Raw genomic sequence first — 12,830 nt, 5'->3', positions numbered from 1 at the left:
CGACGCGGGCCGACCGGGCGTCGCCCGCCACCTCGGACACTAATGGCACTCGGTGCCGAAAGTGAAGTGGGGTGAGGGGCAAGTGATGCCCCCCGTTGTGACCATGGGCGCCGATGGTCGACGCACCGGCCGCCGGCCCGCCACCAGTGCGGCGGAGCTCGAGCACCTCGCCCTGCAGATCTTCGCCGAGCGTGGGTTCGAGGAGACCACCGTCGACGACATCGCCCGCGCGGCCGGGATCGGGCGGCGCACCTTCTTCCGCTACTTCGCCTCGAAGAACGACGTCCCCTGGGGCGACTTCGACGGCCAGCTCGAGGTCATGCGCGCGTCGCTGGCATCCGCCGCGGCGGGCGAACCGACGGTTGCCGTGCTGCGCCGGGCGATTCTCGACTTCAACACCTATCCGCCTGCGGAGGGCGCCTGGCTGCGCCGACGGATGACGCTCATCCTGCGCACCCCGGCCCTGCAGGCGCACTCGACGTTGCGCTATGCGAGCTGGCGCGGCGTCATCGCCGAGTTCGTCGCCCGCCGGGTCGGCCAACCGGCGGATGCCCTGACGCCGCAGGCGGTCGCAGCCGCGCACCTGGGGGTCGCGGTCACCGCGTACGAGCAGTGGCTGCGGGAGGAGGGCACGGACCTGGTGGCGATCCTCGACGAGGCGCTCGGGCTGCTTGCGACCGGTTTCGCGGCCTTCTGAGGGCTGGGCGGCCGCACCACCCGGCGGCGATCCGCCCGCGCGCGTCGCGACAAAAAGTAGTCGCATCATTGCGGTGAGCGGTAGCGCTTCGGCGCGGAAGCTGCGAGGCTGTGCACCCATCGACGCAGTCCGATGACTCTTCGGAGTTGGCGGCCGGCTGCTTGACGGGGAGGAAGCGCTTCATGGCAAGCACGAGCTCCAGGAACGGCGCCGGGCCGAGCAGCGCTGGTACGCGCGAGAGCACCATCGCCGGGACCTCGGCGACCTCCCTGTCTCCCTCGGAGCCGCCTGCCGGCGGCGCCTCGTCGTCGGGCGACGGCGGCTCGCGGCCGGGCCCGGCGTCCGCGGGGGCATCGGCATCGCAGGCCGGTTCGACCGGCACGTCCCCCGGCACCACCAGCGCAGGCACCACCGGCGCCGGCTCCGCCACGCCCGGCTCCGCCACGTCCGGGCCCGCCACGTCCGGCTCTGGTGCGTCCAGGACGTCTACCGCGAAGACCGGCACCGCGAAGACCGGCACCGCGAAGACCGGCACCGGCAGGACCGCCACCGAAGAATCCACCGCGGCCAAGTCCACCGCGGCCAAGTCCAGCACCGCCAAGTCCACCGCGGCCAAGTCCAGCACCGGGAAGGTAGGAGAGTCGGGGCCGGCGAGCGCGAAGTCCGCCTCCGCGCGCGCCAGCTCCACCCGGGCGAGCACGACTCGGGCAGCTTCGGGCCGCCGGTCCGCCGCCTCGGCGGCGCCGACAGGATCGGCCTCCGTCGGGACGACCACCGGGACTGCGGGACGGGCCGCGGGCACCCCGTCGACCACCGCGCGGGCGGGAGCCGCCCGAACGGGCCCCGCCAGCCGATCGACGCCGACCCGGGCGGCATCCGGGCGCGGCACCGCGGCCTCGGCCGCCGCCCCCCGAGGCACGGACAGGTCGGCGTCGGGCGAGGCCACCGCCGGCCGGTCGGCGGCGGCCGGCCGGAGCACCACGAGCCGGGCTGCAAGCAGTCGGGCCGCCGCGGCGACGCGTCCCGGGACATCGCGGGTCTCCGCGACCAGGCCGGCGTCGGGCCGGGTCACTGCGACGACGTCGGGCCGGGCCGTGAGCGGACGCGGCACCGTCCGGAAGGCCGGGGGCAGCCGGGTCACGGCCTCCTCCGCCGTTCGGGTGAGCTCCACCCCTGCGGGGGGTGCGGCGCAGATCCGTCGTCGCGGGGACACTCCAACCGAGCTGCGCACGGCGACTCTGCGACTGCCCTTTGTCACCGCCCACTTCGAGGTCTCCCCGCCACCCGCGCCGGGCGGCCAGGTCCGGTTGGGGCCGTTGAGCCTGCCCACCCCGGGTCGCACCGCCTACTACCTGGGCCTGGGCACTCTGGCCGTGGTCGAGCTGATCGAGTGGCCGGTGGCGTTGGCCATCGCGGCCGGCACCTACGTGGCCGGGCATGCGGTGGGACCGCAGGCTGCTCCTGCGCGGGAGCGGGAGGCCGAGGTCGAGATCAGCGCGGAGCTGCCCATCGGCCTTGGCCCGCGTGGGCTGTGGCGTCGGTTCCGGCATGCCGAACACGGGCTCGGCGGGCTGTCCGACCGCAACGGCCACAGCGGGAATGGCCGCCACGAGCGTGGTTCCGGGGGGCGTGGTTCAACGGTGCCGGGTTCTGAGCGACCTGGTTCTGAGCGACCTGGTCACAACGGTCTCGGCGGCGGCGCCGCTCGGCCTCGCTTTCGGGGATAACCCCCCGCGCGTGAGACTGCCCGGCCCGGCCGCGGCCAGGTCCGCGGCGGCGGTGCTCGTCCGGATGCTGAGCGCCGAGCTGACCCGGCCGGAGCGGCGACCGCGGCGAGTATGGACGCGGGACGGCGACGCGCACATCGAGGTTCATCCGCCGTGGTCCGAGGGCACGCAGCCGGATCCGGCGGTCGCCTACGTCCACCGGCGCCGACTGCACCGCGCCGTCGTCGCCGCGCTGCATCGATTGGACGGCGTCGACTGGGCCGAGGTCGACGAGGCCCTGGGGCGGGTCCTGGTCAGCTTCGACTCCGATCGGGTGGACGTGGCAGAGCTGGTCGAGGCCGTCGCCGCGGCGGAGGCAGGCCTGCGCCAGGGTGCCCTCGGCGAGCCGGACCCGGACGGGGGGCGCGCGCGGGCCGACGCCGAGGGCGAGCGGACCGGCATCAAGGGCGAGCGGGATGGCGCCGAGGGCGATCGGGATGGCGCGGAAGAGTCGGGTGCCGGCGCCGAGCGAGGTGCCACGGCGGCCGCCGTGGGGGCCGATGACTGGGACGGTGACGGGCGGATGATGCCCCCCGGGCGGGCCGCGCATCCGGGGGATCCGGGGCCAGTGGCGGCCGCGATGATCGGACTCGGCGTGGACACCGCGGCGCTCGGCGTCGCCGTGGCCGCCCGAGTCTGTCGGGTGCCCGCCGTGCCCCGCGCCGCGGGAGCCGTGGTGGCGCTCGTGGATCATCAACCGTGGGTCCGGCGGGCGGCCGAACGCCGCCTTGGCCAGCATGGCGCCGATCTGATGATCGGCCTGCTCGGCGCGGGCGCGGGTGCGGTGACCCAGAGCCCGGACATCCTCGTCGTCAGCGTTGCCCACCGGGCGGCGGCCGTCGGCGAGCTGCTCGCCGAACGGGCGGTGTTCATCCGCCGGCAGCCCGACCTGCTGCGCCGCACCGCCCAGGCGGACCAGGTACTCGCCTCGCCCGCGGTTCCGTCCGAGCCGTTCCGTGCGGTCCCCGACCGGCCAGCCCTCCCGGACGCCCTGCCGCCGGTGGACCGACCGAGTGCCGTGGAGCCGCCGAGTGCCGCGGAGCCGACGGCATCGGGGCAGCCGCCCGGCGGTCTGCCTGGCCTGTCCCGACTACCCGGCGAGCTCGGCGCCCGCGCGCGGGAGCGCCGGCCCCGCCCGCTTCCCGCCGGCCCGATCGAGCGTAGCGCCGAGCGGATGGCCGCTGTCGGGCTCGCCGTCGGCGCGGCCGGCCTGCTCGCGACCGGCTCTCCGCACATGGGCGGCGAGCTGGTGCTGGCGACCGTACCGCGAGCGGCCCGACTGGGCCGGGAGGTCTTCGCGGCCACGGCGGCGCGGCGGCTGTCCGCTCGGGACGTGCTGACCCTCGATGCCGCCAGCCTGCGCCGGCTCGATCGGATCGATGCTGTCGTCGTCTGCGCACCGGTCCTGCTGGGGCAGCGGATGCGGGTGCTGTCCGCCGCCGATGCGGCCACCTGGTCGCGGGCGGACCGGCTGCTCGACGAGGTGGACCCGCGGCGGGTGTTCCACCCGGGCGACGTCATAGCGCGGGAGGGGGCCGCCCGGGTGGTGGCGATGCACGCTCACGGACCGCGGTCGGCGCTGCACCCATCCGGGCTACCCGTCGAGCTGCGCGCCGGCCGCCACCGGACGCGTGCCGTCGTCGGCACCGAACTCGACGGTCTTGCCGAGGCGCTCCTGCGCGCGGCCCGGTCCTGCGGCACCGTCGTGCTCACCGCCCACGCCAGCACGGCCGAGCTCGCCGCACTCGTCGACACCGTGCTGCCCGCGGGCACGGCCGCGGACACCGAGGTCTGGCGTTTGCAGGCGGCCGGTCGGGTGGTCGCCGCCGTGGCCGGGGGCGCGCGACCGGAGGCGCTGGCGGTCGCCGACGACGCTGACGCGATGTTCCGCGCGGACGTCGCCATCGGGGTGGACGCTCCCGGTGCCCGGCCGCCCTGGTCCGCGGATCTGATCTGCGCGGACGGGCTGGCCGATGCCTGGCGGATCCTGCAGCTTCCGCCGGTCGCCGCGGCGGTCAGCAGTCGGTCGGCGACCCTCGCTCACTCCGCGTCGGCCCTGGCCGTCCTCACCACCATCGCCGGGCTGGGTCGCGGGGACGCCGATGTGGGCCACGGCCGGGCGGCGCTGATCCGGCCCGCGGCACTCCTGCGCGGCGGGCCGGTCAACGCCGCCGCGCTCGCCGCGATGGCCCTCGGCGCGCTCAGCGCGAGCCGCGCCGACCGGCGAAGCCCTCCGGCGCCCGCATGGCGCACCGACTGGCATGCCCTGTCGGCGGACACTGTGCGACGCCGCCTGGCTGCCGCTGCGCGGGACCCGGCGGGTCTGGCCGTCTCCCGCACCGCCGAACCGGACTCCGCACGGCCGGTCCCGCCCGAGGGGACCATGCCCGTGGAGGCGCCGTCCGCCGGTCCATCGTCGGCGGGCCAGCCGGCCGCGAGGAACATCGACTCCCCGACCCCCGGAGGGGCCCTGGGCTCGATGGTGTCCAGCATCCGTGGGCTCCCCGGCGCCGTGCTCTCGGACCTGCGCGATCCGCTCATCCCGGTGCTGTTCGTCGGGGCCGCCGCGAGCGCGGTGCTCGGGTCGACGGTCGACGCGGCACTCGTGGCGGGCGTGTCGGTGGCCAACGCGGTGGTCAGCGGGGCGCAGCGGGCCAGGGCCGAGGCAGTGATGCGCCGGCTGGTGGCCCGACACACCCCGCTGGCCCGGTTGGTGACGACGGCGGGGACCCTGGTCGTCGACGCGGGTGACCTGCGCATGGGAGACCTCGTCGAGGTACGTGCCGCCGACGTGGTGCCCGCGGACGCCCGGCTGGTCCACGCCGAGTCCCTGGAGGTCGACGAGTCCTCCCTGACGGGGGAGTCGGTGCCCGTGGTGAAGGACATCGCCCCGACGCCGGGAGCCGTGCTCGCCGAGCGGCGCAACATGCTCTATGAAGGGACGACTGTGCTTGCGGGGTCCGGTCGGGCGGTGGTGGTCGCCGTCGGCGCTGCGACCGAGGCCGGTCGGGCGGGGCAGGCCGCGGTCGGCCACGACCGGCCGCAGGGTGTGCAGGCCCGGCTCGCCGACCTGACCCGGCTGGCGATGCCGCTCACCGCGATCAGCGGGGTCGCCGTGGCCGGCCTGTCCTGGCTGCGCGGCACATCGTTGCGGTCCGCCGTCAACGCCGGGGTGGCCGTGGCTGTGGCTGCGGTCCCCGAGGGGCTTCCGCTGGTCGCCACCGTCGCGCAGATGGCGTCGGCGCGCCGCCTGGCCCGGCTCGGAGTGCTCGTCCGCTCCTCCCGCACCGTCGAGGCCCTCGGCCGCGTCGACACCGTGTGCTTCGACAAGACCGGCACCCTCACCGAGGGGCGGCTGGTGCTGCGTGACGTCGTGGTCCGCGCGGCTGTGGCGCGAGGAAGGTCGGGCGGTGCCGCGGGTGGGCCCGGCACCCGGTGGCGGCGGGTCGCCGCAACGGACCCGGCCGCAGCGGCGGTTCACCGGCTCGCGGCCGCGGCCAGTCCCGCGCCGGGTGGACCGGTGCCGCACGCCACCGACCGGGCGGTGCTCGACGCCGCCCATGGGCTTGCTCCGCTGGGGGAACGCCTGGCGGAGACGCCGTTCGAGACCGCGCGTGGATACGCGGCCACGCTGCTGCGTGGCCCGGACGGGACGGAGGCGCTCGCCGTCAAGGGCGCCCCGGAGGTGGTGCTCGACCGCTGCGGGCTGGGGTCCGTCCGGCGGCGCGCGGCGGCATCGGTCGCCGAGGACCTGGCCCGACGCGGGCTCCGAGTTCTCGCCGTCGCCCGGGCGGACCACCCATCGTCCGAGCGGACCTCGTCCGAGCGGACACTTCCCGACGAGACGTCGCCGGAACCGACGCCACCCGACAGGTCGTGGCCCCCGGGCACGCACCCGCGCTCGGGCGGGGGGAGCCCGGTGGGCGCGGAGCAGCTCCGCGGTCTGGAACTCGTCGGCTTCCTCGGCCTGGCCGACACGCCCCGACCGTCGGCGGCCCCAGCCGTGCGCCGGCTGGTCGAGGCCGGGATCCGGGTGCTCGTCGTGACCGGAGACCACCCGGTGACCGCGGGCGCGATCGCCGCCGAGCTCGGCGTCCCGGGGGCCGATCACATCGTCACCGGCGCGGAGCTCGCGGCGCTGGGCGACGAGGAGTACGCGCGTCGGGTCGAGGAGGCGACGGTGTTCGCGCGCATCTCCCCCGAGCAGAAGGTGCGCCTCGTCCTCGCGTTGCGCCGGCGCGGCCACGTCGTGGCCATGACCGGGGATGGCACGAACGACGCCGCCGCCATTCGCGCCGCCGACGTCGGCGTCGCCGTCCGCAGCCACGGGTCGGCGGCGGCCACCGGCGCCGCCGACCTCCTGCTCACCGACGCCGATGTCACCCGCCTGGTCGACGCTCTCGAGGAGGGCGCAGGCATGTCACAGGCGGTGACCGATGCGGTGTCCGTGCTGGTCGGCGGCAACGCGGGGGAGGTCGCGTTCACCGTCCTCGGCACGGCGCTCGGGGGGACGGCGCCGTTGAATCCGCGCCAGTTGCTGCTCGTCAACCTGCTGACCGACATGGCCCCGGCGATGGCGCTCGCCGTCCGGGGGCGCGCACCGCGGGGCGGGCGGCCCTCCGCCGTCGGCGGCGCCGAGTCCGCCCGGTCGGGCGGAGCTGTCGAGCGGGCGCTGCCCGGGACCGGCCCCGCCCGACAGGGGGGTGTCCGCCGCGGCGGCGTGGCGGCGACCGACTGGCTCACCGGCCCGCTGCGACGCATCCTGCTGATCCGAGGCGGGGCGACCGCGGGCGGAGCGAGCGCCGCCTGGCTGCTCGCCCGGGTGACCGGCACCCGGCGGCGCGCCTCGACCGTCGCGCTGCTCGCGCTCGTCGGGGCCCAACTGGGCCAGACTCTGACCCTCGCGGGCCGGGATCCGCTGGTCATCACGACGGCGATTGCCAGCGTGGTCGTGCTCGCCGTGCTGGTACAGACACCGGTGCTCAGCGCGCTGTTCGGGTCCCGCCCGGTCGGGCCGGTCGGCTGGTGCATCGCGCTGGGCGCCGCCGGCGCGGCCACCTTCGTGGCCTGGCAGGCGGCGAGGCGTCAGGGTTCCGAGATGCCGCCGGGCCCGCGTTAACCAGCCGGAGCTGGCTGGCCCGGCCGAGACGGCGGGTGTGCCGCCCGCCCGGCGCCCGCCCTCCCTACGACCGGGCCCGACCCGACTGGACTCGACCCGACCGGGCCGGGCCGGGTCAGGCTTGCTGGCCGGCCGGCACACCGAGCCAGCGGCGGACCAGGGTGGTCAGGACGAGGATGACGGCTGTCCCGACCACCTCGATGATCACTGCTGCGAGCAGATGGTTCATCATCGGACCTCCCGTAGCTGCCGTGGACGTGCCGCACGCGCGGATCCGAGTCCGTCGGAGCGGCTTGGCCGCCCGGGTCGACGCGGATCAGGGCATGCGTCGACGGACCCCGCGCTCCGATGACACCATGCGGTCCCAAGGTGAACGGAAGGCGAGATTCCCCGTTCGACGGTGTGACGTGATGGTGAAGCCGTCCGCGGTGAACGCCCGCGGACGGCGGCGGAGGGACCGAGTCAGCCGGTCGGGTCCGGGACGGCGGAGCGCGCGGCGTCGGACCGCGCTGCGAGCAGCGCGCCGACGGCGGCCAGTCCGGCCGAGATCGGGATGGCGACGGTCGCCGGCCGCGCCCCGGCGGCGTCCACGACCATTCCGCACAGTGGCGAGCTGACCGCCGCGGGTCGCCGGGCTGTCGGGGGCAGTGGGCGCCACGGCCGGCACTGGCGGTGCAGGAATGGTCCGAACGGGCGACGAGCCTGCCGGAACGGGCGGCTCGGCCGGCCTGGGGGAGGGGCGCCTCTGGGGGACGGCGTCGTCGTCGTGAGAAAGATTCATGGATGCGTCCGCGGGCCACAGCGCACAGCGGGCGCGAATCCGGCGGGGTGACGAGCCCCGGCAACGTCCAGCCCGCGGCATGGACGCCGACGCGGCGACCGTCCGGGCCGCCGACGCGCGGCGAACGCGTCAACGACCGCCGCCCACACCTGCCACGACGGCGGAAAACCGGACGGCGAGTTGCAACGCACCCTACCAGGCACGATGCGGGCGATTCGGGCGCGTCGCCGCGGTCACGGGCCCGATGGTGGCCGTGCTCCCCGCCCTGAAGGCGTGCTTCGTGCTCCGCTAGCGTGAGGCGCGTGGAGGGGTGCAGACGGATGACGCGACCAGACCGGACCCGACGCGCGAATGACCCGCTGACCGGCATGCAGCCCAGGCACGGACTGCAGTCCGGGCGCAGCGGGCCCGCGGGCCCCGACCGGCGCCCATGAACTATTTCGAGGGCACGGTTCTCGGGCTGGTCCAGGGGCTGACCGAGTTCCTTCCCGTCTCCTCCAGCGCCCACCTGCGGATCACCGCCGCGCTGGCCGGCTGGGACGATCCTGGCGCCGCGTTCACCGCGGTCACCCAGATCGGCACCGAGACCGCGGTGCTGATCTACTTCCGCCGGGACATCGCGCGGATCGTGCGGGCCTGGGCGCTGTCGTGGACCCGCCGGGAGATGCGCAAGGACACCGACGCCCGCATCGGTTGGCTGGTCATCCTCGGCACGATCCCGATCGGTCTGCTTGGCGTCACGTTGCAGGACGCCATCGAGGGCCCGTTCCGGGACCTTCGCCTGATCGCGACGACGCTGATCGTGCTCGGTCTCATCCTCGGCGGCGCGGACTGGTATGCCTCGAAGGGCCGCCCGCGCGGGCGGCACTCGCTGCCGCGGCCGCGCAAGACCCTCCCCGATCTGTCGGTGCGCGACGGCCTGCTCTACGGGCTGGCGCAGTCGGCCGCTCTCATCCCGGGCGTGTCCCGGTCGGGGGCGACGATCAGCGGCGGGCTGCTGCTCGGCTACACCCGGGAGGCGGCCGCGCGCTACTCGTTCCTGCTCGCGATGCCCGCGGTGCTCGCCTCCGGCGTGTTCGAGCTGAAGTCGATCGGCGGTGACGGCGAAGAGGTGTCCTGGGGGCCGACGATCGTCGCCACGATCGTGGCGTTCGCCACCGGCTACGCGGCCATCGCCTGGTTCCTGCGCTACATCTCGACCCGCAGTTTCGCGCCGTTCGTGCTGTACCGGGTCGCGCTGGGGCTGCTGTTGCTGGCGTTGCTCGCCGGGGGCGCGATCAGCGCGGACGCGGGTGCCGCGACCGACTGACGACCCGCGGACGGACCTGCCGCGGTCGCGTCAACTACGGTGGGCTCGCAGCCCATGCGGCGTATGGAACGCGACGCGCGGTGGGCGGGGGTGCGGGGTACCTGCTCGGCGCGGTGGCGGGGAACACGGCGCCGAGGAAACACGGCGCCGAGGAAACACGGCGCCGAGGAAACACGGCGCCGAGGAGACACTGCGCCGCGGGGACGCGGCATGCCGGGACGTGGCCGTCCCCGGGCACGCGCATGGATCCGCGGTGCGCGCGCCGACCGCCTGCCGGACCCGGGCCCAGCAGGCGATGCCCGACGCCGCCGCCGAGCTCTTGGTGGCGGCCGCGACGGAGCGTGGAGGACGCCATGAATCGGCCAGGGGTCGCGGGAGCGCGGCCGTCTCCGGGACGGCACGACGACCCGGACACGGCGACCGGCGAGGTCGCGGCGGGTGGCGAGGTCGCGGCGGGCGGTGACCCGGCGGACCCCGCCGAGGCCGCCGCGACAGGTGATCCGGCGGACCCCGCCGAGGCCGCCGCGACAGGTGATCCGGCCGGCGCCGCCGCCCCGACCGTGGGATCCGTCGCCGCCGCCGGGTTGACGGCCGCCGAGGTCGCCGAGCGGATCGCCGACGGCCACGTCAACGACGTGCCGCTGCGCTCCAGCCGGACCCTCGGGCAGATCGTCCGCGCCAACGTGTTCACCCGGATCAACGCGATCATCGGCGTTCTGCTGGCGTTCGTGCTCGTCGTCGGGCCGTTGCAGGACGCCCTGTTCGGCGGGGTGATCGTCGCGAACACCCTGGTGGGGCTGTTCCAGGAGCTGCGCGCCAAGCGCACCCTGGACCGCCTGGCGGTGGTCGGGGAGTCCCGGCCGCTGGTGCGCCGCGACGGGGTCGTGGCGCCGCTCGCCGCGTCCGAGATCGTCCTCGACGACGTCATCGAGCTCGGGCCGGGCGACCGGATCCCCGTCGACGGCGTCGTCGTCGAGGCCGAACACCTGGAGGTCGACGAGTCGCTGCTGACCGGCGAGGCCGACCCGGTGCACAAGCTGCCCGGCGACCAGGTCATGTCCGGCAGCTTCGTGGTCGCGGGCGGGGGTGCCTTCCGGGCGACCCGGGTGGGCCGCGAGGCCTACGCCGCGCAGCTCGCGGAGGAGGCCAGCCGGTTCACCCTGGTGCACTCCGAGCTGCGCGCCGGCGTCAGCACGATCCTGCGGGTCGTGACCTGGATGATCATCCCGACCGGTGTCGCGCTGATCATCAGTCAGATCTTCGTCAACAATGACGACCTGCCCGAGGCGATCCGCCGGATGGTCGCGGGCCTGGTACCGATGGTGCCCGAGGGGCTCGTTCTGCTCACCTCGGTCGCCTTCGCGGTCGGGGTGGTGCGGCTGGGGCGCCGCCAGTGCCTCGTCCAGGAGCTGCCGGCGATCGAGGGGCTGGCCCGCGTCGACGTCGTCTGCCTCGACAAGACCGGCACCCTGACCGAGGCGGCGATGGACGTCGCCGAGCTGCGCATCGTCGACGCGACCGCGGCGACCGCGGCGACCGATGCCGACGGCGGTCCCGCGACGGAGGCGGCCCGTCAGGTGCTCGGCGTGCTCGGCGCGGCCGACACCCGGCCGAACCCCAGCATGCAGGCGATCATCGACGCCTACCCGGCGCCGGTGGGATGGACGGTGCGCGCGGACGCTCCGTTCTCCTCGGCCCGCAAGTGGAGCGGTGCCACCCTGGCCGACCCGGCCGGCACCGTCGCCACCTGGCTGCTCGGCGCGCCGGACGTGCTGCTGCCCGCCGGCCACCCGGTGCTCACCGAGGTTGACGGCTACGGTGCGCGCGGGCTGCGGGTGCTGCTGCTCGGCCGGTTCAACGCCCCGCTCGACGAGGCGTTGGCCGACCCGGCGAGCGTCCCGGCGGCCGTCGTGCCGGTCGCGCTCGTCGTGATCGCCCAGCGGCTGCGGGCGGACGCGCCGGACACGCTGCGTTACTTCGCCGAGCAGAACGTCGCGGCGAAGGTGATCTCCGGGGACAACGCGCTGTCCGTCGGCGCGGTCGCTCGTTCCCTGGGCCTGCCCGGCGCCGACTCGCCCGTGGACGCGAGAACGCTGCCGACCGATCCCGTCGGCCTCGCCGACGCCCTGGAAACCCATTCGATCTTCGGGCGGGTGACCCCGCAGCAGAAGCGGGCGATGGTCGCCGCGCTGCAGTCACGCGGGCACACGGTCGCGATGACCGGCGACGGCGTCAACGACGTCCTCGCCCTCAAGGACGCCGACATCGGCGTCGCGATGGGTTCGGGCAGCCAGGCCGCCCGCGGCGTCGCGCAGATCGTCCTGCTCGACAACAGCTTCGCGACGCTGCCGTCCGTCGTCGCCGAGGGACGCCGCGTCATCGGCAACATCGAACGCGTCGCGAACCTGTTCCTGACGAAGACCGTCTACTCGGTGCTGCTCGCCATCCTGGTCGTCGTCACCCGCGTGCCCTACCCGTTCCTGCCGCGGCATCTCACGCTGCTCGGCTCGCTGACGATCGGCATCCCGGCGTTCTTCCTCGCGATCGCCCCGAACGCCGAGCGGGCCCGCCCGGACTTCGTCGGCCGGGTGCTGCGCTTCGCGCTGCCCGCCGGGATCCTCGCCGCGGTGGCGACCATGGCGTCCTACCTGGTGGCGCGGTCGATCTACGACGATCTGAACGCCGAGACGTCGATGGCGACCCTGACGCTGTTCCTCATTGCGCTGTGGGCGCTGGCGATCGTCGCCCGCCCCTACACGTGGTGGCGCATCGCCCTGGTCCTGACCATGGCGGTCGCCTTCGTGCTGGTCCTGGTGATCCCGTTCGGCCAGAAGTTCTTCCAGTTGTCGCTGGTGGGAACGACCGGCCCGTGGATCGGGGTGGGCATCGCCGCGGGCGCGGCGATCCTGCTCGAACTCGTCTGGCTGCTGACCCGCCGGCACCTGTCGATCGCGGCCTCCAGGGATGAGCTGGCCGCGGCGCGACGCCCGTCGACGACGCAGAGCAACGTGCGGACCCTGCCGGCGCCGTCGGCGCCCGGTGCCCAGCCCGCCGCGCCGAGCGCCGGGCTCGGCGCGGACGCCCAACCCGAGGCTCGGGGTGAGGTCACCGCGGAGGGAGGGACGCCGGGGGCTCGCGCCTGACACGTGCGCCGCGAG

7 protein-coding genes are annotated in these 12,830 nt (G+C 75.4%); 5 read left to right on the top strand and 2 right to left on the bottom strand.

Annotation, left to right across the window (positions count from 1 at the left end):
• Positions 1 to 85: 85 nt before the first annotated feature.
• On the top strand, positions 86 to 697 hold the full coding sequence (gene mftR, locus FF36_RS06445) for a mycofactocin system transcriptional regulator (RefSeq protein WP_236705820.1): 612 nt from the start codon (positions 86 to 88) through the stop codon (positions 695 to 697).
• Here the strand turns inward: mftR and FF36_RS33990 are convergent.
• Positions 597 to 1,838, bottom strand: coding sequence for a hypothetical protein (locus FF36_RS33990; RefSeq protein ID WP_110431422.1), 1,242 nt, complete (start codon positions 1,836 to 1,838; stop codon positions 597 to 599). The genes mftR and FF36_RS33990 overlap by 101 nt on opposite strands.
• Before the next feature lie 19 nt (positions 1,839 to 1,857).
• Between FF36_RS33990 and FF36_RS32420 the strand changes: the two genes are divergently transcribed.
• Entirely contained in the window at positions 1,858 to 2,424 is a 567-nt protein-coding gene (locus tag FF36_RS32420; protein ID WP_242418269.1) for a hypothetical protein, read from the top strand.
• A gap of 10 nt (positions 2,425 to 2,434) precedes the next feature.
• The gene (locus FF36_RS06435) at positions 2,435 to 7,582 is read left to right on the top strand and encodes a cation-translocating P-type ATPase (RefSeq protein ID WP_044884149.1); all 5,148 of its coding nucleotides are present in this window, start codon (positions 2,435 to 2,437) and stop codon (positions 7,580 to 7,582) included.
• Between the two features lie 462 nt (positions 7,583 to 8,044).
• Here FF36_RS06435 and FF36_RS39890 read toward each other — a convergent pair whose 3' ends face one another.
• Positions 8,045 to 8,173, bottom strand: a complete 129-nt coding sequence (locus tag FF36_RS39890) for a hypothetical protein (RefSeq protein WP_255354284.1) — start codon at positions 8,171 to 8,173, stop codon at positions 8,045 to 8,047.
• A gap of 620 nt (positions 8,174 to 8,793) precedes the next feature.
• On the opposite strand from FF36_RS39890, the gene FF36_RS06425 reads away from it, so the two are divergent.
• Together FF36_RS06425 and FF36_RS06420 are read left to right on the top strand one after the other, a co-directional pair.
• Positions 8,794 to 9,672, top strand: coding sequence for an undecaprenyl-diphosphate phosphatase (locus FF36_RS06425; protein WP_044884056.1), 879 nt, complete (start codon positions 8,794 to 8,796; stop codon positions 9,670 to 9,672).
• A 353-nt stretch (positions 9,673 to 10,025) separates the two neighbouring features.
• Positions 10,026 to 12,815, top strand: coding sequence for a cation-translocating P-type ATPase (locus FF36_RS06420; RefSeq protein ID WP_044884148.1), 2,790 nt, complete (start codon positions 10,026 to 10,028; stop codon positions 12,813 to 12,815).
• Positions 12,816 to 12,830: the final 15 nt, after the last annotated feature.

Source organism: Frankia torreyi, from assembly GCF_000948395.1.
Lineage (GTDB): Bacteria > Actinomycetota > Actinomycetes > Frankiales > Frankiaceae > Frankia > Frankia torreyi.
This window is presented reverse-complemented; position numbering and strand designations above follow the sequence as displayed.

Coding starts and splice junctions, on each gene's coding strand:
- mftR (WP_236705820.1), top strand. CDS start 86: ATGCCCCCCGTTGTGACCATGGGCGCCGATGGTCGACGCACCGGCCGC.
- FF36_RS06425 (WP_044884056.1), top strand. CDS start 8,794: ATGAACTATTTCGAGGGCACGGTTCTCGGGCTGGTCCAGGGGCTGACC.
- FF36_RS06420 (WP_044884148.1), top strand. CDS start 10,026: ATGAATCGGCCAGGGGTCGCGGGAGCGCGGCCGTCTCCGGGACGGCAC.